The sequence below is a fragment of the Pseudomonas xantholysinigenes genome (genome assembly GCF_014268885.2).
GTDB lineage: Bacteria > Pseudomonadota > Gammaproteobacteria > Pseudomonadales > Pseudomonadaceae > Aquipseudomonas > Aquipseudomonas xantholysinigenes.
Map to the genome: position 1 here is coordinate 1,539,839 of NZ_CP077095.1, position 22,086 is coordinate 1,561,924.

Genomic DNA, 22,086 nt, shown 5'->3' on the forward strand with positions numbered 1-22,086 from the left:
GTGGAATCTATGAGTGCAACAAGCGAAGTGAATCCGGCTGAAAAAGCTGGCTGGCAGGTGCCGAGTTATCAGGTATGCCTCTGGAATGGCCGCAAGCATGGCTATTGCGTGGTGATTCCGGTCATCAACGAGGGCGCACGCATACAGAACCTGCTCGACCGCATGCAGACGGTGGGTATCGACCAGCAGGCCGACATCATCATCGTTGATGGCGGCAGTACCGATGGTTCGCTGGAGTTGCAGCGGTTGCGGGATAAAGGTGTCGCGGGTCTGCTGCTCAAGACCGCCCCAGGCAAATTGAGCGCGCAATTGCGTTGCGCCTATGCGTTCGCACTGGAGCAGGGCTATCACGGTATCGTCACCATCGATGGCAATGACAAGGATGACCCGGATGCCATTCCGCAATTTCTGAAGGCGCTGTCCGAAGGTGTCGATTTCGTCCAGGCCTCGCGTTACCTGGCCGGTGGTGTGGCGGAAAACACGCCGGCGTCGCGTGACCTGGCGATTCGCTTGATCCATGCACCGATGTTGAGCCTGTTTTCCGGCTTCAAGTGGACCGATACCACGCAAGGGTTCCGAGCCTATAGCCGCAAGATGCTGCTCGACCCTCGCGTGGCGCCGTTCCGTGATGTGTTCTCCACGTACGAGCTGTTGGCTTATCTGTCCTATCGAGCGCCGAAGTTGGGCTTCCAGTGTGTGGAGCTACCGACCGTTCGGCGTTATCCGAAGGGGGAGGTGCCGACCAAGATCAGTGCTGTAAGAGGAAATCTTGCGGTGCTGGGCGTCTTGTTCAAGGCCTGCTTTGGTGGCTATAACGCCTGAACCTGGGGCTGTCTTGTCGGCGAGCAGTCCTGTGTGCTGGGGCCCTCAGATGAGGGCCACCCGCGATAATCTCGAATGAAGACCAACCAATGAAATCGAAAGCCATGGTTTCCACCATCGCTGCTGGAGCACCGACACGTCTCTGGCAATTGCTGCTGTTGTTCGCCCTTGGGGTGGCATTGCTGTATCTGCGTAACCCCGACACGCTGATCAACCCTGTCATTTATGCCGAAGATGGGACATGGACGGCGCTGGCCCTGCGCGAGGGCTGGTGGAGTGCATTTATGCATTCCCGGACGGACTACTTTGTTTTCTTCAATACGCTGGTGCTGTTGCTGGGGTCGGGGCTGAGCGAGCTGGTGACCGGTAATCCGCTTGCCTGGTTGCCCCAGGCGATCGCGGTTTTCTCCTTCTCGTTCCTGTCGGTTCTGGCGACGCTGACCTTTGCGACAGTGCGTAATGTCAGTAGCACGCTGCTGGGCATCATGGCGTTTCTGGGGGTCTTGCTGCTCCCTATGGGCGGCACGCAAAACGAGATTCTTGGCCGTTCGTTGCAGTTGGGCTTTTACATGCCCTTGCTGGCCATCCAGTTGCTTTACTGGCGCAGTCAGCGCCCTGGGCTGGCGGTTCTGTTGGCGCTGGATGTTCTGCTGGTGTTGTGCGTGGCGACCAACCCCGTGGTCCTGGCGTTGTGCTTTGGCTACATGGCGCTGGATTTCTTGCGTGATCGGCGTCTGTTACCAGCGATGCAGCGCAACTTGTCGCTGCTGATTCCCTTGTTGATTTTCATGTGCTTCCTGCTACCACGCATGGGAGGCAAGGGCGGCGTCACGGCTGAATTCGTTGCTGCCAACCTGATCGAAGCCTTGATTGGCCGTTCTTTGCTGTATCCACTGATATTCCCCTGGTACAGCGGATTGTCCAATCTCCTGGCAGTCGGGTTGTTCCTGCTGTTGCTGGTGTTCGTGATCACTGCCTACGTCAGGGCTCGCGCGCCAGCTGCCAGGACGTTGATCCTCTTGCTCTCGTTTGCCTTGGTTACCTACACCGTGGCGACCATTGCCATGCGCCCGGGGCTGACGTCGTTTCTCTCGAATTACCGCATCACATTCCCTGACCGATACTTCATGGGGATCAACCTGCTGATGCTGGTTCTATTCGTGGTGTCGGCCGGACAATACTTGGTCCAGCAAGGATGGATGCGGCGTTTGGGCATGGGGCTGTTGACCGCGCTGACCCTTGTGTATGCGTGTTCCCCCGGCAGCATTTTCGAATGGTCTGCGAGCAAGCTGCCCATCAGGAAAGAATTTACCTTCGCCGAGCAGCTGTGCTTGAGCACTCCGATACCAGGGACTGACAATGTCCAAGTCCAGGTTTATCCGCTACCGAACTGGAAAATGGTGGTGCCCGCGCAACGTGTCGACAAGGCTGATTGCCCTGCCTCGCTCGATGCATCGGCAGGGTATGTGGCTACCGTCAGCGGCGAGCCGGTTCAGGTCAATCATCTGGCTCCAACCCAGGACCACGAATTCCGCGTCAATGGCGTCGACCCTTATGTCGTGTTCAAACTGTCCAGCCCCGTCGAGGCGGCAGACATCAGCCGTTTGACCTTCGATTTCCAGTGCCAGTCGCCTCAACCTGCCGATCAGGTGCTCGCGCAGTTGTTCTGGAGAACGCAGGATGAAGGATTCTCTGCGGCGAGGAACATCGTATTCGCGGCGCGCCAAGGCAAGAACTTCATCGACGTGAGCCGCTTCAGGGAGTGGGCTTCGCCGGCGGCGCTTACCCAGGTTCGTTTCGATCTGATCAAGCCTGGCGACTGCGAGGTCATTCGCATCGATGAGCTGGCGCTGGGTAGTAGCCATTTGGCCCCAGGCAAGTAGTCAATCGAAGTAGGTCAGTGCCGATGTGGCTGTACGATATCGGCACTGGTTTTCTTTTGTAAAACAAATGCATAGGTAGTTTCTTGGCGTCGGGTTCCCTGGGCGTCTAGGTTTTCATCGCAGCGACGGAAAAGCTGTCGATGATTACTTAACCAAGGAGTACCCTTCATGCGTAACACTGTTCTGTCCTATTTCATGCTTCCACTGCTCGCGGTGGCTTCGTTTTCCCTGAACGCCGCTCCGGCGTCGGCGGTGTCCACACCTGCCGCGATTGTCAGTGAAGTCCCCAGTAGACTTGATTTGAACACGGCGGACGCTGGCAGCCTGCAAAGCGCGTTAATAGGGATCGGCAAGGCCAAGGCCCAGGCAATTGTCGATTACCGCGACGAGCACGGTGCTTTCGCCACGGTGGACGAGCTGCTGGAGGTCAAGGGCATCGGGCAAGCCTTGCTGGACCGCAATCGAGATCGCTTGACCGTCGACAACTGAGCCGAAAGGGCGGCGAGCAAGAGGCGCAGCGACGCCTCTTGCAGCTGGATGATGCTGGAGTGTCGGGCGTTCCTTCGCTTCAGCGGTCCTGCGCTTCCTTGGCATCCATTTCTGCATTGCGCTCATGGACTTTCTTCAGCTGTTCCTCGGTCAAGGGCAGCTTTTTCGCGGTGTCGCGCAGCATCATCAACCCGCCGATGATCGAGCCGAGGGCTATGATCAATATCAACCAGGCATACCAAGGCATGGGTGTTCTCCTTGCAGATCAGGGAAGCGTGGCGCTCATGACGTTCGAGCACCTACGCCTGCAGTTGGTTCCAGTATAGGAGCGGCCTGCGCCCGGGCCAAATCTCGCGACCCGCGGCAGCCAAGTGCGCCCCACTTCGTTTACAATGCGCGCCGTTTACGACTTGCCAAGAGACCCCTGCCCATGTCCGCCTGCCAGACGCCCCTGATCGTCGCCCTGGATTTCCCCACCCGTGACGCCGCCCTGAAGCTGGCCGACCAGCTCGACCCCGCCCTGTGCCGGGTCAAGGTGGGCAAGGAACTGTTCACCAGCAGCGCCTCGGGTATCGTCGAAACCCTGTGCAGCAAGGGTTTCGAAGTGTTCCTCGACCTCAAGTTCCACGACATCCCCAACACCACCGCCATGGCGGTCAAGGCTGCGGCCGAGATGGGCGTGTGGATGGTCAACGTGCACTGCTCCGGTGGCCTGCGCATGATGTCGGCCTGCCGTGAAGAGCTGGCCAAGCGTAGCGGGCCACAGCCGCTGCTGATTGGTGTGACCGTGCTGACCAGCATGGAGCGTGAGGACCTTGCCGGTATTGGCCTGGATATCGAACCGCAGGAGCAAGTACTGCGCCTGGCAGCGCTGGCCGAGAAGGCCGGCATGGACGGCCTGGTGTGCTCGGCGCTGGAAGCGCCGGCGCTGAAAGCGGCGCATCCGTCGCTGCAACTGGTCACCCCGGGTATCCGCCCGGCGGGCAGCGCCCAGGACGACCAGCGCCGGATCCTGACCCCCCGCCAGGCGCTGGACGCAGGTTCCGACTACCTGGTGATCGGCCGCCCGATCAGCCAGGCGGCGGATCCGGCCAAGGCACTGGCTGCCGTGGTGGCTGAGATCCGCGGCTGATTCGAGCCTCCCGGGGCTGCCTTGCAGCCCCGGGATGTCACACCTTCAACACCAGCTTGCCGAAATTTTCCCCACTGAACAGCTTGAGCAGTGTCTCCGGGAAGGTTTCCAGCCCTTCGACCACATCCTCCTTGCTCTTCACCTTGCCGCTGGCCAGCCAGCCGGCCATCTCTTGCGCGGCTTTGCCGTATTCCTTGACGTAGTCCATCACCACGAAGCCTTCCATCCGCGCGCGGTTCACCAGCAGCGACAGGTAGTTGGCCGGGCCCTTGACCGCCTCCTTGTTGTTGTACTGGCTGATGGCGCCGCAGATCACTACCCGGGCCTTGAAGTTCAGGCGCGACAGCACGGCATCGAGGATATCGCCGCCGACGTTGTCGAAGTAGACGTCCACGCCCTTGGGGCATTCGCGCTTGAGCCCGGCCAGTACATCCTCGGCCTTGTAGTCGATCACGCCATCGAAGCCCAGTTCGTCGAGCAAGTACTGGCATTTCTGCGCGCCACCGGCGATGCCGACCACGCGGCAGCCTTTGAGCTTGGCGATCTGCCCGGCGATGCTGCCGACGGCGCCGGCCGCGCCGGAAATCACCACGGTATCGCCGGCCTTGGGCTGGCCGACGTCGAGCAGGGCGAAGTACGCGGTCATGCCGGTCATGCCCAGGGCAGACAGGTAGCGGGGCAGGGGAGCGAGGCGCGGGTCGATCTTGTGCAGGCCCTGTGGCGCGCCGGTGAAGTAATCCTGCACGCCGAGGGCGCCACTGACATGGTCACCGGGCTTGTAGTCGGGGTGGTTGGAACTGACCACCTCGCCGACGCCAAGGGCACGCATCACCTCGCCCAGGCCGACGGGCGGGATATACGACTTGCCTTCGTTCATCCAGCCGCGCATGGCCGGGTCCAGTGACAGGTAGAGGTTTTTCACCAGGACCTGGCCCCCACCGGGCTCCTCGGTGCTAGCTTGCTCATAGGTAAAGTCGTCGCGGCGTACGGCGCCGACGGGGCGCCTGGTCAGCAGGAAACGGCGGTTGGGCTGGCTCATGGTAGCTCTCGCTGCAATCTGGGAAGCGTTGTTGATACGGGGGCGTTTACCAGACTGCAAGTCACGAAACGCTGCTGAATGATCAACGATGCGTCTGGTTGATAGCCCCATATGGAGATAGCCAAGGATAGTCCTGCCGTGACGGTTGGCGAGTAGCCATTCGAGTTGTGGAGATTGCAGTTGGCCATTGTTCCTGGTGCTTTGCGCTCTGTAGAATGCGTCGGCGCATTTCTGGCCTGATAGTAGGCCGCACGGTTCAAATGGATGACCTTGGACCGTCTCTCCTGTTTTCCGATGCAACCGATGCTGAACCTTGGTCAGTGCCCGTGCGCCTTATCCCGGGCAGGGCCGAGCTTGCCGTGGATCCACCTGTGTTCAGGCATCCGCAACGTTCAGCTTCAAGTAACTTTACAAGGCGATGTGAATGTCGGACTTCTCAAGTAAACGCATGATCGGGCTCGATGTGGTCCGCGCGGCGGCGATCATGATGGTGTTGATCAGCCATTTGCGCCAGACGCTCAAGGTGCCGGATGACTGGATGTCATTGACCTTTGGTGGCTGGTATGGCGTTGAACTGTTCTTTGTACTGTCTGGTTTCCTGATCGGCACCATCCTCATTCGTGAATATGACAAAGGGCTGACCCTCGGTTCGCTGGGGCGGTTCTGGTTTCGCCGCTGGATGCGAACACTCCCGGTCTACTTCGCTGCCTTGTTGTATGTCTGGATCAAATACGACTGGTTCCATATCAGTTACCTGGTCTTCCTGCAGGTGCCGTTGACCAACTCTTCGCAAGTACTTCCCGTAGCCTGGTCACTGGCCGTCGAGGAATGGTTTTACCTGTGCTTCCCGGTGGCATTGATGGCGTTGACGTTCATCCGCAAGAGGCCAGTATTGCTCCAGGTGACCTTGCTCTTCATCGCCGTGCCGTTGGCCTACCGCATTGGGCAATATACGGGGCTATACCGGGGTGGCGACTACCGCGGCAATACCTTCCGCTTCGACTCGATTGCAATCGGTGTGCTGCTGGCCTACCTGATGGCGAGCGAGGTATGGCGCAAGCGTTTGTTCGCCAGCAAGAACAAGGTCTACCTGCTGGCAGGCGTGTTCCTTGCATTCGAGCTCATCCGGGTCAACTGGAAGGCGTTCGGCCTGGCCGCACCGCTGCCGCTGCCCTCTTGGTACCTGACGGTTTCGTTCACGGTCACCGGTGTTTCCGCGGCGTTCATCGTCGCGGCGTTCTACATGGCTGAAATCCGCCTGCCGAAAAACATCGAAGCGATAGTTGGTTATGTCAGCACGGTCAGCTACAGCGTTTATATCTGGCACTTGCTGTTCCTCGGCGCGGTGCTCAGAGAGCTGTCCCAAGGCAAGGGCATCATGCTGTATCTGCTGACGATGATAGCCATGCTGGTTTTGGCTTACGTGCCCTACATGTTGATCGAGCGGCCTTTCATGAGCTTGCGTGATGCCATCACTGAGCGAATGAAGGCGCGCGCCACAAGAGCCGTGGCTTTGTCGTGAAACCCGTGCCGGGGCGCTCGACATAATCACCAGCAACGATGACCGTCCAACCGCCCCCCTGATGATGCTGCCCACCCAGGCGCTGTGCTGACTAGACTCAGCCGCGTCTTCCCAGCCTTTTCAGGAGCCCGTGATGAGCATGACTTTCTCCGGCCAGGTCGCCCTGGTCACCGGTGGCGCGGCGGGTATCGGCCGCGCCACGGCCCAGGCCTTCGCCGCCGAAGGCCTGAAGGTGGTGGTCGCCGACCGCGACGCGGTGGGCGGCGAGGCCACGGTGGCGTTGATCCGCCAGGCCGGCGGCGAGGCGCTGTTCGTGGCCTGCGACGTGACCCGGGAGCAGGACGTGCGCCAGCTGCATGAGCAGGTCATCCAGGCCTATGGCCGGCTCGATTACGCCTTCAACAACGCCGGTATCGAGATCGAGAAGGGCCGTTTGGCCGAGGGCAGCGAAGCGGAGTTCGACGCGATCATGGGCGTCAACGTCAAGGGCGTGTGGCTGTGCATGAAGTACCAGCTACCGCTGTTGTTGGCCCAGGGTGGTGGGGCGATCGTCAACACGGCCTCGGTGGCTGGCCTGTCGGCGGCGCCGAAGATGAGCATCTATGCCGCCTCCAAGCATGCGGTGATTGGCCTGACCAAGTCGGCGGCCATCGAGTATGCGAAAAAGGGCATTCGGGTCAACGCGGTGTGCCCGGCGGTGATTGATACCGACATGTTCCGCCGCGCCTACGAGGCCGATCCGCGCAAGGCCGAGTTCGCCGCGGCGATGCACCCGGTCGGGCGCATCGGCAAGGTCGAGGAGATCGCCAGCGCGGTGCTGTACCTGTGCAGCGATGGCGCGGCGTTCACCACCGGGCACAGCCTGGCCGTCGATGGTGGCGCATTGGCGATCTGAGCGACTAATTCGACCTTTGTGGGAGCGGGCCTGTCGAACCGCCGCAGCGCCGCGAAGAGGCCCGCGAAGCTCTCCACAGGGCCAATGCCACGGCGGCGCAGCCCAGCAGCAAGACGCCGCCGAACACTTGCAGCGCCATGCGCGACCCCAGCCGATCACTCAGCAGCCCGGTGAAGATCACCGGCAGGCTGAACCCCAGGTAGGCGAGCAGGAAGAACCCGGCACTGGCGCGGGTTTTCTCGCTCCCGGCCAATGCGTTCACCGCCGCCAGCCCGCCCAGGTAGATGAAGCCATAACAGGCACTGCTCGCGGCCACGGCGCCCAGCAGTACACCCGCCAGGTTGCCACTGTCGGCCCCCCAGGCCAGCAGCGCGTAGCTGCACGGCAGGATCAGCAGCCCCAGCAAGGTCGCCCGGGCACTGGCCAGGCGCCGGGCCAGGGGCTGGAACAGCAAGCCGCAACTGATCACGCAAAAGGTCGAGAACCCGGACCAGGCACTCAGGCCGTGCTGGCGCAGGATCCCTGGCAGCAACGCGATCACCAGGCCGACACAGGCCCAGGCCAGCAGGATCGCCAGGCCATAGGCCAGGCTGCCGGTGGGGTAGAGCGGCAGGCGCAGCATGGCGTTGCGTTGCGTCGCGCGCGGATCGGGCAGGCGCCAGACCAGCAGCAGGGCGAGGGCGGCCAGCGCCAGTTGCAGGTGGAAGCTGCCGGGGGTCATGGTCGGGCCGGCGAGCAGGAACACGCTGGTCAGCGCGGCGCCCAGGCCGAAGCCCAGCGAGGTGCTGGCGGTCACCCAGGTGGCGGCCTGGCCGCTGTCGTCGGGTGCCATCAGCTCGCTCATGTAGGCCGTGGCGGTGGCCGAGGCCAGGCCGGTGCCCAGGCCCAGGAACAGGCGGGCCACGCCCAGGGAGGCGAGGCCGGGAGACAGCAGCATGATCAGCGTGGCCAGCATCGACAAGACCAGGGCGGCGAGGATCAGCGGACGGCGGCCGACCCGGTCGGCCAGGCCGCCGAGGGCCAGTAGTACCGGCAGCACGCCGAGCACGTAGCCGGAAAAGGCCACGGCGGTGGCCGCGGCGCCGCGCCCGGAGAGGTCGGCGTAGGCAATGTATAACGGTGCCTGGAGGTTCACCGCCAGGGTGATCAGGCACAGGGCGAAAGCCAGCAGGGCTGGCGCGTGGCGAGTGGGCATCGGAGGGTGTCCGCAGGGTGGTTTGCCACAGCATCGGGTTTGCTGTCGGTGCCTGCCAAGGCACACTCCAGGTCAATTTGTGCTTAACTGTTCGGCCAGAATTAGCGAACACTTGCCATGCACTTCAGCCTTGATCGTCATCACCCCACGCCGCTGGTCCAGCAACTGAGCGAACAGCTGCAGGCCTGGATCGAGCAGCAACGCCTGCGCCCGGGGGCGCGCCTGCCTTCGATTCGCGCCCTGGCGAAGGCACAGGGCGTGAGCGCGTCCTGCGTCATCGAGGCCTACGATCGGCTGGTGGCCGGCGGCTGGCTGGAGGCGCGGCACGGCGCCGGGTTCTTCGTCGCCACGCGCCAGGCTGGTGCGCAGCGGGAGGTCGGTGAGTCCTGGGGGGAGGCCACGGATGGGCGCTGGCGGCAGTTCCGCGAGGACCAGGCGGCACTGCTCAAGCTCGGTTGTGGCTGGTTGCCGGTGGCCTGGCGAGCCGAGGCCGAGCTGGCCCAGGCGATCCGCCAGGTCAGCCGTGGCGCGGCCGAGGCCCTGTTCGACTACTGCCCGCCCCAAGGCCTGGCCAGCCTGCGCCTGCAACTGCACAAGGGCTTGGTGCGGCGGGATATCGCCGCCGAGCCCGAGCGCATCATCACCACCCAGGGGGCCAGCCATGCCCTCGACCTGTTGGTGCGCACCCTGCTGGTACCCGGCGACACGGTGCTGGTCGAGCGTCCTGGGTACTACAACCTCTACAACCTGCTGCGCCTGCATGGGGTGCGCATGCTCGAAGTGCCCCGTGGTGCCAGCGGCCCGGACCTGGTGGCGCTCGAGCAGTTACTGGCCGCGCACCGGCCACGTTGCCTGTTCATCAACAGCCTGTACCAGAACCCGACCGGCACCAGCCTGACGCCGAAGGTTGCCTATCGTCTGCTGGAGTTGGCCCGTGAGCACGACCTGCGGATCATCGAGGATGACCTCTACGCGGACTTCCAGGATGGCCCGGCCACACGGCTGGCAACCTTGGACAGCGAGCAGCGGGTGATCTACCTGGGCAGCTTGTCCAAGACCCTCAGCAGTTCGCTGCGAGTCGGCTACCTGGTGGCGGAGCCGGCGCTGGTTGCCCGGCTGGCGGAGTTGAAGATGGTCAGTGGCATCGGCACGTCGCGCTTTGCCGAGCAGGTGGTCGGGCAGATGCTCGCCAACGGCAGCTATCGCAAGAGTGTGCAACGCCTGCGGACGCGCCTGGGGCAGCACATGGCCAAGGTGCTCGGGCAACTGGAGGCCAATGGCTGGGAGGTGTTCTGCGAACCCAGCGGCGGCATGTTCGTCTGGGCGCGGGTGCCAGGCCGCGACTTCGCCGAGCTGGATGCGCTGGCGCTGGCCAATGGGGTGCTGCTGACGCCGGGCAGTGCCTTCGATCCGCAAGGCCGGGCCAGCGACTGGCTGCGGATCAATGTCGCGTATGGGCAGGATGTGCGGGCCCAGGCGTTCTTCCAGCATGCAGGGCGACCTCCAGCGGCCTGATAGCGACACCCTCATAGCTAAATGACACCACTGTGCCGCCGAGGCCTTGTGAGGGGCCGGCGACGGTTGTCACTCTTGCGGCATCGGGGCCGCTTCGCGCCCCATCGCTGGCCTGCGTCACTCCTGGGATAGGCGCGGATACAGATGTGGAGGAGCGGTGATGGTGGCGACCAAGCACGGTGTACTGGCCAACCTGGGCATGGCCCGCAAACTCGGCCTGGGCTTTGCGCTGGTGTTGCTGCTCACCCTGGTGGTGGCAGCCATCGGCGTCCATGCCCTGGGCAACGTCGGGCAACGGTTCGACGGCCTGCGGCAGATGGCCCAGTTCAACATCGATCTGCTGAAGCTGCGCCAGTACGAGCAGGACTTTGCCTTGCGCTCGGACATCCAGCAGGCCGATGCCTTGCGCTCGGGCTTGCAGGGGCTGCTGGAGCGTGCCCGCGCGGTACCGGCGCTGGCCTCTGCCGAGGCTGACCTGATGGCCTATGGGCAAGCCTTCGATGCGTTCGTCCAGGCCGTGCAGGCCAAGGAATTGGCCTTGGACATGGCCAGCTGGTCGGTGTCCAGCGTGGCCAACAATCTCGATGTGCTGCAGGCCGGCCTGGCCGACGATGGTACCTACACCCTCAAGCAGTCCCAGGGCCAGCAAGGCGGCGAGTTCCTCGAACAGGCCGGGCAGGTGGCGCAGGTGTCGCGGCTGATGCTGCAGGCCATGGACGAGGCCCGGGTGCGCCTGGAGCAGAGCCGCAAAGGCGGCGAGGCCGTCGCCGAGGGACGCATCGCCCAGACGCAGGAGGCTGGCGCATTGGTGGAGCAGCTCAAGTCGGCGGTCAGCGATGCGGGCTACCAGAGCGTGCTGGGCGAGGTGGCCGGGCATATCGCCAGTTTCTCCGAGAAGCTCAACGAGTACACCGACCTGCTGGCCCAGGAGCGGGGGCTCAAGGCGCAGTTGCAGGCCCGGGCCGAACAGGTCACCGCGCGAGTCGACCAGGTCTACCTCGCCCAGGAGCAGGCTATGCAGGCGGAGCTGGCGCGCAACACTTTGGCCATTACCGCGGCCACGGCCCTGGCGCTGCTGGTGGGCGTGCTGGCGGCCTGGTTGATCACCCGCGCCGTGGTCGCACCGCTCAAGCGCGTGATCAGCCGTGCCCGACGCATTGCCGCGGGCGAGCTGGGCATCGAGGCCGAGCCGCCGCGCGCCGACGAGGTCGGCCAGTTGTTGCAGGCGATGCAGCAGATGGCCGAGGGCTTGTCCGGCATCGTCAGTGGCCTGCAACAGGGCATCGATCAGTTGGCCGGCAGCGCCCAGGCCTTGTCGGCGGTGACCGAGCAGACCAACCGCGAAGTCGGCAGCCAGAAGGACGAGACCGAGCAGGTGGCCACCGCCATGCAACAGATGACCGCGACCGTCCATGACGTGGCGCGTAATGCCGAGCAGGCGGCCCAGGCGGCCCAGGATGCCGACGACAAGGTCGAGTCAGGGCAGCAGGTGGTGCGCCAGAGCATGCAGCGCATCGAGCAACTGGCGGTGGCGGCCGAGACCGCCAGCAGCGGCATCGACAGCCTCAGCGCCGAGATCCATACCATCGGTGATGTACTGGATGTGATCAAAAGTGTTGCCGAACAGACCAACCTGCTGGCGCTCAATGCGGCGATCGAGGCGGCCCGGGCCGGCGAGCAGGGCCGTGGCTTCGCCGTGGTGGCCGACGAGGTGCGCGCCCTGGCCCGGCGCACCCGTCAGTCCACCGAGGAAATCGAGCGGCTGGTCGCCAGCCTGCGCGGCAATGCCCAGCAGTCGGTGACGCAGATTCGTGGCAGCACGGAGTTGGTGCGCCAGGCCGTGGCCGACACGTTGCAGACCGAGAGCGCCCTGGGCAGCATTGCCGTGGCGGTGTCGTTGATCCAGCAGATGAACCAGCAGATCGCCGCGGCGGCCGAGCAGCAGAGCTCGGTGGCCGAGGAGATCAGCCGCAGCGTCACGCAGATCCGCGGCAGTGCCGACCAGGCGGCGCTGGCGATGGAGGACAATGCCCGTTCGAGCGTCGAGCTGGCACAGCTGGGCGTCGACCTCAAGAGCATGGTTGGCCACTTCAGGCTGTAATGGCCCCTGAGCGGCCTTGCCGAGGCGTCGGACCGGTCGGAAAGGGCCGCAAAGCGGCCCCGACAATCTCTGCCCGACGCTCAGATCCTGGGGCTGCTGCGCAGCCCTTTCGCGACACAAGGCCGCTCCTACAGTGGATCTGGGTTGGGCCTCAGCCCTTGCGCGGGCTGAGGATCATCAAGGTCAGCACCCCGGCGACGATGCCCCAGAACGCCGAGCCGATCGAGAACAGGGTGAACCCCGACGCCGTGACCATGAAGGTGATCAGCGCCGCCTCACGCTCGCGCGCCTCGCCCATGGCCACGCTCAGGCCGTTCATGATCGAGCCGAACAGCGCCAATGCGGCGATCGACAGTACCAGCTCCTTGGGCAGCGCGCCGAACAGCGCCGCCAGGGTGGCGCCGAAGGTGCCGGCGATGCCGTAGAAGATCCCGCACCACACCGCCGCGGTATAGCGCTTGGCCGGGTCTTCATGGGCATGTGGGCCGGTGCAGATCGCCGCGCTTATCGCCGCCAGGTTGACCCCGTGGGAGCCGAACGGCGCCAGCAGCAGCGAGGCGAAACCGGTGGCCGAGATCAGCGGCGAGGCCGGCACCTGGTAGCCGTCGGCGCGCAGCACGGCAACGCCCGGCATGTTCTGCGAGGTCATCGCCACCACGAACAGCGGGATGCCGATACTGATGGTCGCCGCCAGCGAGAAGCTCGGCGTGGTCCACACCGGCGTGGCGACCTCCAGCTGGAAGTGGCTGAAGTCGAGCAGCCCCAGGGCGCCGGAGAGCGCGCTGCCGACCAGCAGCGCGGCCAGCACGCAGTAGCGCGGCGACAGGCGTTTGACCAGCAGGTAGCTGAAGAACATGCCCAATACCAGCACGGTGCGGTGCTGGGCGGCGACGAAAATCTCGCTGCCGATCTTGAACAGGATGCCGGCCAGCAGGGCCGAGGCCAGGGAGGCGGGGATGCGTCGCACCAGGCGCTCGAAACTGCCGGTCAGGCCGCAGATCAGCACCAGCACGGCGCAGGTGATGTAGGCGCCGATCGCTTCGCCGTAGCTCACCCCGCCAAGGCTGGTGATCAGCAGCGCCGCGCCGGGCGTCGACCAAGCCACGGTGATCGGCGTGCGGTAGCGCAGCGACAGGCCGATGCTGCACACTGCCATGCCGATCGACAGCGCCCAGATCCACGATGAAATCTGCGCGCTGGTCAGGCCCGCGGCCTGGCCGGCCTGGAACATCAGCACCAGCGAGCTGGTGTAGCCGGTGAGCATGGCGATGAAGCCAGCGACGATCGCCGACGGGGAGCTGTCCGCCAGCGGCCGCAGGCGCGCGGAGGTGGCATCGGTCATGGGGCATTCCTTGTTGTGGATGTAAGCAATTTTTGCAGGCTACCGCGCCATGGGCCGATCGGTGCGATACAGCAACCATTGCATTTAGCCGTACAGTCGCCAACTATTGGCCATTACTACGCAACTGCGTGAACAGGGGAGGGGCGATGTACAAGGTCTATGGGGATTACCAGTCGGGCAACTGCTACAAGGTCAAGCTGATGCTGAGCTTGCTTGACCGCCCATATGAATGGCACCCGGTGGATATTCTCAAGGGTGAGACCGAGACCCCCGAGTTCCTGGCCATGAACCCCAACGGCAAGGTGCCGGTGCTCAAGCTCGAGGACGGTACCTGCCTGTGGGAGTCCAACGCGATTCTCAACTTCCTCGCCGACGGCAGCGAGTTCCTGCCCAGCGAGCCACGCTTGCGTACCCAGGTGTTGCAGTGGCAGTTCTTCGAGCAGTACAGCCATGAGCCGTATATCGCCGTGGCGCGCTTCATCCAGTTCTACCTGGGGTTGCCGGACGAGCGCCTGGAGGAGTACCGGGGGCTGCACAAGGGCGGCTACAAGGCCTTGAAGGTGATGAACAAGCAGTTGGAGATGACGCCTTACCTGGTGGGGGAGCAGTACTCGATCGCCGATGTGGCGTTGTATGCCTATACCCATGTGGCGCACCAGGGTGGCTTTGATCTTTCTGCCTATCCGGCAGTGCAAGCCTGGCTGGCGCGGGTGGCCAGCCATCCACGGCATGTGCCGATGGCGGATTGACCGGCCTCATTGCACCCTGTGTAGGAGCGGCCTTGCGTCGCGAAAGGGCTGCGCAGCAGCCCCTCGGTCTCAGCGTCAACGCATCAATCGCCGGGGCCGCTTTGCGGCCCTTTCGCGACACAAGGCCGCTCCTACAGGGGTTGTGTATGTGCTGTCACACCGCCGCGAAGCGTTTGTCCAGGTAAGCAATGATGTCCTTGGACTCGTACATCCAGGTCACCTTGCCTTCTTCCTCGATACGCAGGCACGGCACCTTCACCCGGCCACCGCCTTCGAGCAGCGCCTGGCGGTGCGCTTGATCGTTCTTCGCATCGCGTAGGGCGACGGGCACATTGAGGCGGTGCAGGGTGCGGCGGGTCTTGACGCAGAACGGGCAGGCATGGAACTGGTACAGCGCCAGGTCCTTGGCCTGCTGTTCGACACGGGCCTGGGCCGCGGCATCGCGCTTCTTCTTCGCCGGGCGGCTGATCCAGTCAGCGAACACGATGAGCTGGCCGAGGCCGACCCGCAGGGCTTTGACGATCATGGGCAACTCCTGAACATGAAAAAGCCGACCTCAGGGGTCGGCTCGGATCAGGCCTGGATCACTTGATCAGGCTGAGGAACTCGCTGCGGGTGGCGGCGTTGTCGCGGAATTCGCCGAGCATCACCGAGGTGAGCATGGTCGAGTTCTGCTTCTCGACGCCGCGCATCATCATGCACATGTGCTTGGCCTCGATCACCACCGCCACGCCGGCGGCGCCGGTGACCTGCTGCACGGCCTCGGCGATCTGGCGGCTGAGGTTTTCCTGGATCTGCAGACGGCGGGCGAACATGTCGACGATTCGCGCGACCTTCGACAGGCCCAGCACCTTGCCCTTGGGCAGGTAAGCCACGTGGGCCTTGCCGATGAACGGCAGCATGTGGTGTTCGCACATCGAGTACAGCTCGATATCCCGGACCAGCACCATTTCGCTGTTGTCGGAGGTGAACAACGCGCCGTTGGTCACTTCTTCCAGGGTTTGCTCGTAACCGCGGCAAAGGTACTTCATGGCCTTCGCGGCCCGTTTGGGCGTGTCGAGCAGGCCCTCGCGGGTGACGTCCTCGCCCAGTTGGCTGAGGATCGCGGTGTAGTTCTGTTCCAGGGACATGGATCTACCTGTGGAAAATTTCGCAAAGACGAAGGGTACGGCGACGGCGACGGCGCTGCAAGCGCGATGTCACTCGTCGCGGCCTTCGAGCATGGTTCGCTTGAGCATCACGTACACCGCGCCGGTGCCGCCGTGGCGGGCCTGGCACGAGGCGAAGCCGAGCACCTGCGGGTGCTGGCGCAGCCAGGTGTTGACGTGGCTCTTGATCATCGGCCGCTTGCCGTCCAGGCGCGCGGCCTTGCCGTGGGTGACGCGCACGCAGCGCACTTCCAGCTTGGTCGCTTCGGCGATGAAGTCCCACAGCGTCTGGCGGGCCTTCTCGACGCTCATGCCGTGCAGGTCGAGGCTGCCCTCGAAGGCGATCTGGCCGAGCTTGAGCTTGCGGATCTGGGTTTCCTGCACGCCGTCGCGGCGCCATATCAGTTCATCCTCGGCGCCGACATCGATGACGAACTGGTCGGACAGGCCGTCGATCACCAGGGGCTGGTCGCTGCGAATGGTCGCGGCCTGGCGCAGGTCGGCCAGTTGCTGGCGGTCGGCCTTGGGTTTGCCGACTTCGGCGCGGTCGTGCTTGATCGGCTTGACGCCCTGCACTTGGCTGCGGAAGAGGGAAAAGTCGTCGTCTTGCATGGTGCCTCCACGTGGGCGGCGTAGTTTACGCGACTGCGCGTCGGAATGAAGCCCTGAGCTGCGCGCTGTTATGTGTAGGAGCGGCCTCGTGCCGCGAAAGGGCTGCAACGCGGCCCCGGCGATCTATGCATCGAAGCGGAAATCCTGGGGCTGCTTTGCAGCCCTTTCGCGGCGCAAGGCCGCTCCTACAGGGGGATGTCTGTCAGTCGTGCTTTTTCATCAGGTGCGGCGACAGGTTCAACTCGCGGCCACGGCGCAGGCGGATGCGGCTGCGTCGCCAGACGCGCACGCCGATCCACAGTAGCAACAGCCCGACCACGACGAGAATCGCCGACAGCGGGCGGTTGGCATTGAGCTCGGCGAGTGCGGCGTAATTGCCCAGCAGGCCGGCGAAACCGGCCATGGCGAGCAGTATGCCCAGGGTCGCCAGCAGCACCGAAAAAGCGGCGGCAACCCGCGCCCCCCAGTTGCTGGGTTCGCGCTGGCGCAGGCGCTTGGCATCGAAACTGCCTTTGAGCTTCATTCGAATTCCTCAGGATCGGGTGGCGCTGATCCGGGTTTCGACCTGCGGGTCACTCCAGGGTTCCGCCCGTCCGCTGGGCGGTCGATCGGTCAGACCAGGCTGGCGGTGGGGGCGACGCAGGCGAAGTTGTCGGCCATCACGGCCATTTCGCACTGGTGGATCTGCGCGGCGGGGATGACGGTGTCCTTCAGGGCCAGGTCGCGGGTGGCCGAGGCGTCTTCCACCAGGGTGCAGCGATAACCATAGTCCTTGGCGCGGCGCACGGTGGTGCTGACGCTGGAATGGCTCATGAAACCGCAGACGATCAGGTCCAGCGGGCCGAAGGCCTGCAGCGTCTCGTGCAGCTTGGTGTTCTTGAAGGCATTGGGCATGCGCTTGTCGATGATGGTTTCACCGGCCAGTGGCTCCAGGCCCGGGATGAACTCGCCTGCCGGGCCCTGGGGGTCGAAGCGACCGCCAACGGTGCCGAGGTGGCGGACGTGGATGATCGGCCGGTCGGCCTTGCGGGCGGCATCGAGCAACCTGGCAATGTTCGCCACGGCCTCGTCCATGCCCGACAGCGCCAGCGGACCGCTCAGGTACTCCTTTTGCGCGTCGATGACGATCAGGCTGGCTTGGCCCAGCTTGGCCGGCGGGTAGTCGCGGCCAGTGAGGCGGAACATCGTGGTTGGAACGGACATCAAGGGCTCCTTGGGTAGGGCTTTTGTCCGGCTATTCTCCCCTGCCTTGGCGTCAATGTGAATGGTTGACATTGCACGCGGCATGGTTACTGGCCTGTGGCTATCCGTTCGGCTGTCGCGGGGAACATTTGTGCGGTGCGGACTGTTAGACTTTTGTCCTGTCTGAAAAGGAGTACCCCGTGATCACATCCCGCCTGCGCACCCTGCGCGACCACATCCGCTGGGCGGTCAGCCGCTTCCATGAGCACGAGCTGTTCTTCGGCCACGGCGCCGACAACGCCTGGGACGAAGCCCGTCTGCTGGTGCTCGGCGCCGTGCACCTGCCGTGGGAAGTGGCCGACAGCTACCTGGACTGCGCGCTCGAGGACGATGAGCGGGTGCGCCTGCAGCACCTGCTCAAGCGCCGTATCGAAGAGCGTGTGCCTACCGCCTACCTGCTGGGCGAGGCGTGGTTCTGTGGCATGTCGTTCATTGTCGACGAGCGCGTGCTGGTGCCACGCTCGCCCATCGGCGAGTTGATCGAAAAACGCTTCGCGCCATGGCTGGCCGCCGAGCCTGCGCGCATTCTCGACCTGTGCACCGGTTCCGGTTGCATCGGCATCGTCGCCGCCGATGTGTTCCAGGACGCCGAAGTGGTGTTGGCCGACCTGTCGTTCGATGCATTGGAGGTGGCCAACCAGAACATCGAGCGCCATGGCCTCGATGAGCGGGTGTACACCGTGCAGGGCGATGGTTTCGGCGGCCTGCCGGGGCAACGCTTCGACCTGATCCTGTCCAATCCGCCGTATGTCGATGCCGAGGACTTCGGCGACATGCCCGCCGAGTATCACCACGAACCCGAGCTGGGCCTGGCCTGTGGCAACGATGGCCTGGATCTGGTGCGGCGCATGCTCGCCGAGGCGGCCGACCATCTGACCGAGAAGGGCTTGTTGATTGTCGAGGTGGGTAATAGCCAGGTGCATGTGGCGTCGCTGTACCCGGAAGTGGACTTTACCTGGCTGGAGTTCGAGCGCGGCGGGCACGGGGTGTTCATGCTGACCGCCGAGCAGTGCCGGCAGCATCAGGAACTGTTCAAGTCGCGGGTCTGACGGATTCACGCCGCTCCCCTGTAGGAACGGCCTCGGCGAGGCGTCGGACCGGCCGGAAAGGGCTGCGTAGCAGCCCCAGGATTTCAGTATTGACGCAAAGATCGCTGGGGCCGCTGTGCGGCCCTTTCGCGGCACGAGGCCGCTCCTACACGGATCGCGTAGGGCGGGTCAGCGGGTGGCGATCCAGATCAGCAGCCCCGCCTGGAACACCGCGAATGCCACCAGGCAGGTGATGGTGAAGCGCAGCCCGCTGTCTTCACGGCGGTACTTGGCCACCCGCTCGTCACGCTCGCGCAACTGGGCTTCCTTCTCCGCCAGGTTCTGCTCGGCCTGCTGCAGCATGCCGGCGGCCTCGAGGATATCCACGCGCTGGACCTTCTCGGTGTTCCAGCCGCCCTTGAGCTGGCCCACCGGCGTCTCCACGATCCGCCCCTTGAGCAACTGGCCGTCGGTGTACTCCACCGGCAAGCCGACGCTGGCCAGCACATGGTCGCGGCGCAGGCGGGTGTCTTCGTTCAGGGCGTCCTTGTTCGGCAGGCTCATGCCTTCGACCTGGTAGTGCGAGCAGCGCTGTTGCAACCATTGCACCGCCTGGCCCAGCATGTAGCGGCCAACACCGCGGTTGAGCGGCTCGAGCTGCAGGCCGGACGGGTCGCCGATGCGCACCTGGCGCAGCTCGTGATCGACGCGCACATCCAGCTGGTTCTGTTCCTTGCGGGTCTTCTGCCCGGGCAGGCGAATCTCCATGCGCAGCAGGCTGTGCGCCTTGTCGTGGCGCTCGGCATAGCCGAACTGGACGAAGCGCAACGGGCGCGCGCCGCTGTTGCGGTCGGTTGGCTGCGGGGCCAGGCGCAACAGTTGGAAGTGTTCGGCGGCAAGTTCCGCCCAGGGCAGCGGGGCGCTTTCCGGCGCTTGTTCTTCAGTCGCCTCGGCGGCGGGAGCATCGGTCATCAGGGGCTTCCTCAGGTGCACGGTGGTCGATCGATCGCCGTGGCAGGGTCGCGATCATCGCCTTGTTGTCCGCGTTATCGGCAGGGAACGCCAAGACCTGAGTATGCCGTCACGCTGCCGGCACGCGGTGGATGAAGGCCACGACCCGCTCGCCTAGCTCCCGGGCCAGCGGCAGTTCGGGGTTGCGGTAGCTGTCGCGCTGCTGGTGCATGTCCCTGGGGCTGATGCGCAGCATGTGGTTCATGCCGTCGATCAGCACCAGCTCGGCATCGGGCTTGGCGGCCTTCAGGCGCTCGGCATCGGCCACATCCACCTGCACATCGTTGCGCCCCTGGATGATCAGCGCCGGCACCTTGAGGCGGGCGAAGGCCGCCGCCGGATCCTGGCGCAGTAGGGAGATCAGGTAAGGCTGCACGCTGGGGCGGAACACCTGGCGCAGCGAGGCCGGTACGTCGAGGCTGGTCTGCCCGGCCTGCAGGCGATCGATCAATGCCACGCCGGCGTCCAGTTGCCCAGGGGGCAGGCGTTGGGCCAACTGTTCGCGCAGTACCTCGGCCACTGGACGGCCACTGCCGGCCAGGGTGATCACCGCGCTGGCGCCGGCCTGTTCGGCGGCCAGGCTGGCGATCAGCGCGCCTTCGCTGTGGCCGACCAGGATCAGCGGGCCAAAGCGCGGGTCGTGGCGCAGCGCCTGCCCCCAGGCCACCACGTCGGCGACATAGCCTTCGACGCTGAGGTCACGTTCGTCGGGGCTGGCCGGCTGGCTGGCGGCCACGCCACGCTTGTCATAGCGCACACTGGCGATGTGCTCGCCGGCCAGCAGCAGGGCCAGGCGCTTGAGGTTGTCGATGCGCCCTGACGCCGGGTTGTTGCCATCGCGGTCGGTGGGGCCGGAGCCGGCGATGATCAGCACCACCGGCGGCGGGGTGGCCTGCTGCGGCAGCAACAGACTGCCGTGCAGCACGCCGCGGCCGGTGTCCAGGTCGATGGGGCGTTGCAGCACGGTGGGGGCGGCGGCATGGGCGAGGTGGGCGCAGAACAGCAAGAGCAGGGCGGCGAGGCGCGACTTCATGGACGCTACTACGTGGGGAATTGACGATTCGACCTTGGGCCACCCTGAAGGTTCGCCGAGCCCATCGCCGGGCAAGCCTGCACGGGCCTCGCAACCCCCGAGGTTTTCCGTATACTGGCCGCTTTCGTTCATTTCAGGCTGATCTCGCGGAGCGTCCATGTCCGGCAATACCTACGGCAAGCTGTTCACTGTCACCACCGCAGGCGAAAGCCATGGTCCGGCGTTGGTCGCCATTGTCGACGGCTGCCCACCCGGCCTGGAAATCACCCTGGCCGACCTGCAGCACGACCTCGACCGGCGCAAGCCCGGCACCAGCCGGCACACCACCCAGCGCCAGGAGCCGGACGAGGTGGAAATCCTCTCCGGCGTGTTCGAAGGCCGCACCACCGGCTGCTCGATCGGCCTGCTGATCCGCAACACCGACCAGAAGTCCAAGGACTACTCGGCGATCAAGGACCTGTTCCGCCCGGCCCACGCCGACTACACCTACCACCACAAGTATGGCCTGCGCGACTACCGTGGCGGTGGCCGCAGCTCGGCGCGCGAGACGGCCATGCGCGTGGCCGCCGGCGCGATCGCCAAGAAGTACCTGGCCACCCAGGGTATCCGCGTGCGTGGCTACATGAGCCAGCTCGGCCCGATCGAGATCCCGTTCAAGACCTGGGACTCGGTGGAGGACAACGCCTTCTTCAGCCCTGACCCGGCCAAGGTCCCGGAGCTGGAGGCCTACATGGACCAGCTGCGCCGCGACCAGGATTCGGTCGGGGCAAAGATCACCGTGGTCGCCGAAGGCGTGATGCCGGGGCTGGGCGAGCCGATCTTCGACCGTCTCGATGCCGAACTGGCCCACGCGCTGATGAGCATCAACGCGGTCAAGGGCGTGGAGATCGGCGCCGGCTTCGCCAGCGTCGCCCAGCGCGGCACCGAGCACCGTGACGAGCTGACGCCGGAAGGTTTCCTCAGCAACAATGCCGGCGGCATCCTCGGCGGTATTTCTTCGGGCCAGCCGATCGTCGCCCACCTGGCGCTCAAGCCGACCTCGAGCATCACCACCCCGGGCCGTTCGATCGATATCGACGGCAACCCGGTCGAGGTGATCACCAAGGGCCGTCACGACCCGTGCGTAGGCATCCGCGCCACGCCGATCGCCGAGGCGATGATGGCCATCGTGTTGATGGACCACCTGCTGCGTCACCGGGCGCAGAATGCCGAAGTTAAGGTGAACACCCCGGTACTGGGCCAGCTCTGACTTAGCCAGGGTCGGCCTGTTCGCGGGTAAACCCGCTCCCACAAAGAGCATGCTGTACCTGTGGGAGCGGGTTTACCCG

The 22,086-nt window shown here is 64.5% G+C and carries 22 protein-coding genes and 1 pseudogene; 12 read left to right on the forward strand and 11 right to left on the reverse strand.

Annotation, left to right across the window (positions count from 1 at the left end; genetic code table 11):
• The first annotated feature begins 9 nt into the window (after nt 1-9).
• From HU772_RS06990 to HU772_RS07000, 3 genes are all read left to right on the forward strand, one after another.
• Nucleotides 10-822 carry a glycosyltransferase family 2 protein gene (locus HU772_RS06990; protein WP_186656023.1) on the forward strand — a complete coding sequence of 271 codons (813 nt, stop codon included), beginning with the start codon at nt 10-12 and terminating at the stop codon, nt 820-822.
• Between the two features lie 89 nt (nt 823-911).
• A complete protein-coding gene (locus tag HU772_RS06995; RefSeq protein ID WP_186656025.1) occupies nt 912-2,705 on the forward strand; it encodes a hypothetical protein in 1,794 nt (597 codons plus the stop codon).
• A gap of 168 nt (nt 2,706-2,873) precedes the next feature.
• Nucleotides 2,874-3,194: a ComEA family DNA-binding protein gene (locus HU772_RS07000; protein WP_186656027.1), complete on the forward strand. Its 321-nt coding sequence runs from the start codon at nt 2,874-2,876 to the stop codon at nt 3,192-3,194.
• A gap of 79 nt (nt 3,195-3,273) precedes the next feature.
• Here HU772_RS07000 and HU772_RS07005 read toward each other — a convergent pair whose 3' ends face one another.
• Nucleotides 3,274-3,441, reverse strand: coding sequence for a DUF2897 family protein (locus HU772_RS07005; RefSeq protein ID WP_111531867.1), 168 nt, complete (start codon nt 3,439-3,441; stop codon nt 3,274-3,276).
• Nucleotides 3,442-3,624: 183 nt separating this feature from the next.
• On the opposite strand from HU772_RS07005, the gene pyrF reads away from it, so the two are divergent.
• Nucleotides 3,625-4,326, forward strand: a complete 702-nt coding sequence (gene pyrF, locus HU772_RS07010; protein ID WP_186656029.1) for an orotidine-5'-phosphate decarboxylase — start codon at nt 3,625-3,627, stop codon at nt 4,324-4,326.
• 37 nt (nt 4,327-4,363) lie between these two features.
• On the opposite strand, the gene HU772_RS07015 is transcribed toward pyrF, so the two are convergent.
• Nucleotides 4,364-5,365, reverse strand: a complete 1,002-nt coding sequence (locus HU772_RS07015; protein ID WP_186656031.1) for an NADP-dependent oxidoreductase — start codon at nt 5,363-5,365, stop codon at nt 4,364-4,366.
• A 448-nt stretch (nt 5,366-5,813) separates the two neighbouring features.
• On the opposite strand from HU772_RS07015, the gene HU772_RS07020 reads away from it, so the two are divergent.
• Together HU772_RS07020 and HU772_RS07025 are read left to right on the forward strand one after the other, a co-directional pair.
• Nucleotides 5,814-6,887, forward strand: a complete 1,074-nt coding sequence (locus tag HU772_RS07020; RefSeq protein ID WP_186656033.1) for an acyltransferase family protein — start codon at nt 5,814-5,816, stop codon at nt 6,885-6,887.
• 133 nt (nt 6,888-7,020) lie between these two features.
• Entirely contained in the window at nt 7,021-7,782 is a 762-nt protein-coding gene (locus HU772_RS07025; protein WP_186656035.1) for an SDR family oxidoreductase, read from the forward strand.
• A 4-nt stretch (nt 7,783-7,786) separates the two neighbouring features.
• On the opposite strand, the gene HU772_RS07030 is transcribed toward HU772_RS07025, so the two are convergent.
• A complete protein-coding gene (locus HU772_RS07030) occupies nt 7,787-8,977 on the reverse strand; it encodes an MFS transporter (RefSeq protein ID WP_186656037.1) in 1,191 nt (396 codons plus the stop codon).
• A 117-nt stretch (nt 8,978-9,094) separates the two neighbouring features.
• Here HU772_RS07030 and HU772_RS07035 point away from each other — a divergent pair, with 117 nt between their 5' ends.
• The 3 genes and pseudogenes from HU772_RS07035 to HU772_RS25200 all read left to right on the forward strand — a co-directional run bounded on the left by HU772_RS07035 (nt 9,095) and on the right by HU772_RS25200 (nt 12,593).
• Nucleotides 9,095-10,492, forward strand: a complete 1,398-nt coding sequence (locus tag HU772_RS07035) for an aminotransferase-like domain-containing protein (protein ID WP_186656041.1) — start codon at nt 9,095-9,097, stop codon at nt 10,490-10,492.
• Between the two features lie 1,015 nt (nt 10,493-11,507).
• Nucleotides 11,508-11,687 (forward strand): annotated as a pseudogene (locus HU772_RS25195) (hypothetical protein); the annotation flags it as partial.
• Between the two features lie 201 nt (nt 11,688-11,888).
• Nucleotides 11,889-12,593: a methyl-accepting chemotaxis protein gene (locus HU772_RS25200; RefSeq protein WP_437182427.1), complete on the forward strand. Its 705-nt coding sequence runs from the start codon at nt 11,889-11,891 to the stop codon at nt 12,591-12,593.
• Nucleotides 12,594-12,744: 151 nt separating this feature from the next.
• Here the strand turns inward: HU772_RS25200 and HU772_RS07045 are convergent, their stop codons facing one another.
• Nucleotides 12,745-13,935 carry a benzoate/H(+) symporter BenE family transporter gene (locus HU772_RS07045; protein ID WP_186656047.1) on the reverse strand — a complete coding sequence of 397 codons (1,191 nt, stop codon included), beginning with the start codon at nt 13,933-13,935 and terminating at the stop codon, nt 12,745-12,747.
• Between the two features lie 146 nt (nt 13,936-14,081).
• Here HU772_RS07045 and HU772_RS07050 point away from each other — a divergent pair, with 146 nt between their 5' ends.
• A complete protein-coding gene (locus tag HU772_RS07050; RefSeq protein WP_186656049.1) occupies nt 14,082-14,684 on the forward strand; it encodes a glutathione S-transferase family protein in 603 nt (200 codons plus the stop codon).
• Nucleotides 14,685-14,838: 154 nt separating this feature from the next.
• Here the strand turns inward: HU772_RS07050 and HU772_RS07055 are convergent, their stop codons facing one another.
• The 5 genes from HU772_RS07055 to HU772_RS07075 all read right to left on the reverse strand — a co-directional run bounded on the left by HU772_RS07055 (nt 14,839) and on the right by HU772_RS07075 (nt 17,647).
• Complete coding sequence (locus tag HU772_RS07055; RefSeq protein WP_186656050.1) at nt 14,839-15,210, reverse strand: glutathione S-transferase N-terminal domain-containing protein; 372 nt, start codon at nt 15,208-15,210, stop codon at nt 14,839-14,841.
• 58 nt (nt 15,211-15,268) lie between these two features.
• Nucleotides 15,269-15,814, reverse strand: a complete 546-nt coding sequence (gene folE / locus HU772_RS07060) for a GTP cyclohydrolase I FolE (protein WP_134693722.1) — start codon at nt 15,812-15,814, stop codon at nt 15,269-15,271.
• A gap of 69 nt (nt 15,815-15,883) precedes the next feature.
• Nucleotides 15,884-16,444, reverse strand: coding sequence for a Smr/MutS family protein (locus HU772_RS07065; protein WP_186656051.1), 561 nt, complete (start codon nt 16,442-16,444; stop codon nt 15,884-15,886).
• A gap of 202 nt (nt 16,445-16,646) precedes the next feature.
• Nucleotides 16,647-16,967 carry a hypothetical protein gene (locus HU772_RS07070; protein WP_186656052.1) on the reverse strand — a complete coding sequence of 107 codons (321 nt, stop codon included), beginning with the start codon at nt 16,965-16,967 and terminating at the stop codon, nt 16,647-16,649.
• Between the two features lie 89 nt (nt 16,968-17,056).
• Nucleotides 17,057-17,647, reverse strand: coding sequence for a cysteine hydrolase family protein (locus HU772_RS07075; protein ID WP_186656053.1), 591 nt, complete (start codon nt 17,645-17,647; stop codon nt 17,057-17,059).
• A gap of 179 nt (nt 17,648-17,826) precedes the next feature.
• Here HU772_RS07075 and prmB point away from each other — a divergent pair, with 179 nt between their 5' ends.
• Complete coding sequence (gene prmB, locus HU772_RS07080) at nt 17,827-18,735, forward strand: 50S ribosomal protein L3 N(5)-glutamine methyltransferase (RefSeq protein ID WP_186656056.1); 909 nt, start codon at nt 17,827-17,829, stop codon at nt 18,733-18,735.
• 168 nt (nt 18,736-18,903) lie between these two features.
• Here prmB and HU772_RS07085 read toward each other — a convergent pair whose 3' ends face one another.
• Together HU772_RS07085 and HU772_RS07090 are read right to left on the reverse strand one after the other, a co-directional pair.
• A complete protein-coding gene (locus HU772_RS07085) occupies nt 18,904-19,686 on the reverse strand; it encodes a hypothetical protein (protein WP_186656059.1) in 783 nt (260 codons plus the stop codon).
• 109 nt (nt 19,687-19,795) lie between these two features.
• On the reverse strand, nt 19,796-20,758 hold the full coding sequence (locus HU772_RS07090; RefSeq protein WP_186656062.1) for an alpha/beta hydrolase: 963 nt from the start codon (nt 20,756-20,758) through the stop codon (nt 19,796-19,798).
• Nucleotides 20,759-20,915: 157 nt separating this feature from the next.
• Between HU772_RS07090 and aroC the strand changes: the two genes are divergently transcribed.
• Nucleotides 20,916-22,007, forward strand: coding sequence for a chorismate synthase (gene aroC, locus HU772_RS07095; protein WP_186656070.1), 1,092 nt, complete (start codon nt 20,916-20,918; stop codon nt 22,005-22,007).
• Nucleotides 22,008-22,086 lie beyond the last annotated feature (79 nt).

Bases quoted from the DNA above. Each gene is read 5' to 3' on its own strand.
- HU772_RS07005 (WP_111531867.1), bottom strand. From the start codon at position 3,441: ATGCCTTGGTATGCCTGGTTGATATTGATCATAGCCCTCGGCTCGATC.
- HU772_RS07030 (WP_186656037.1), bottom strand. From the start codon at position 8,977: ATGCCCACTCGCCACGCGCCAGCCCTGCTGGCTTTCGCCCTGTGCCTG.
- HU772_RS25200 (WP_437182427.1), top strand. From the start codon at position 11,889: ATGACCGCGACCGTCCATGACGTGGCGCGTAATGCCGAGCAGGCGGCC.
- HU772_RS06995 (WP_186656025.1), top strand. From the start codon at position 912: ATGAAATCGAAAGCCATGGTTTCCACCATCGCTGCTGGAGCACCGACA.
- HU772_RS07050 (WP_186656049.1), top strand. From the start codon at position 14,082: ATGTACAAGGTCTATGGGGATTACCAGTCGGGCAACTGCTACAAGGTC.
- aroC (WP_186656070.1), top strand. From the start codon at position 20,916: ATGTCCGGCAATACCTACGGCAAGCTGTTCACTGTCACCACCGCAGGC.
- HU772_RS07075 (WP_186656053.1), bottom strand. From the start codon at position 17,647: ATGTCCGTTCCAACCACGATGTTCCGCCTCACTGGCCGCGACTACCCG.
- pyrF (WP_186656029.1), top strand. From the start codon at position 3,625: ATGTCCGCCTGCCAGACGCCCCTGATCGTCGCCCTGGATTTCCCCACC.
- HU772_RS07070 (WP_186656052.1), bottom strand. From the start codon at position 16,967: ATGAAGCTCAAAGGCAGTTTCGATGCCAAGCGCCTGCGCCAGCGCGAA.
- HU772_RS07090 (WP_186656062.1), bottom strand. From the start codon at position 20,758: ATGAAGTCGCGCCTCGCCGCCCTGCTCTTGCTGTTCTGCGCCCACCTC.
- HU772_RS07000 (WP_186656027.1), top strand. From the start codon at position 2,874: ATGCGTAACACTGTTCTGTCCTATTTCATGCTTCCACTGCTCGCGGTG.
- HU772_RS07025 (WP_186656035.1), top strand. From the start codon at position 7,021: ATGAGCATGACTTTCTCCGGCCAGGTCGCCCTGGTCACCGGTGGCGCG.
- HU772_RS07065 (WP_186656051.1), bottom strand. From the start codon at position 16,444: ATGCAAGACGACGACTTTTCCCTCTTCCGCAGCCAAGTGCAGGGCGTC.
- HU772_RS07020 (WP_186656033.1), top strand. From the start codon at position 5,814: ATGATCGGGCTCGATGTGGTCCGCGCGGCGGCGATCATGATGGTGTTG.
- HU772_RS07045 (WP_186656047.1), bottom strand. From the start codon at position 13,935: ATGACCGATGCCACCTCCGCGCGCCTGCGGCCGCTGGCGGACAGCTCC.
- HU772_RS07055 (WP_186656050.1), bottom strand. From the start codon at position 15,210: ATGATCGTCAAAGCCCTGCGGGTCGGCCTCGGCCAGCTCATCGTGTTC.
- HU772_RS07085 (WP_186656059.1), bottom strand. From the start codon at position 19,686: ATGACCGATGCTCCCGCCGCCGAGGCGACTGAAGAACAAGCGCCGGAA.
- folE (WP_134693722.1), bottom strand. From the start codon at position 15,814: ATGTCCCTGGAACAGAACTACACCGCGATCCTCAGCCAACTGGGCGAG.
- HU772_RS07035 (WP_186656041.1), top strand. From the start codon at position 9,095: ATGCACTTCAGCCTTGATCGTCATCACCCCACGCCGCTGGTCCAGCAA.
- HU772_RS07015 (WP_186656031.1), bottom strand. From the start codon at position 5,365: ATGAGCCAGCCCAACCGCCGTTTCCTGCTGACCAGGCGCCCCGTCGGC.
- HU772_RS06990 (WP_186656023.1), top strand. From the start codon at position 10: ATGAGTGCAACAAGCGAAGTGAATCCGGCTGAAAAAGCTGGCTGGCAG.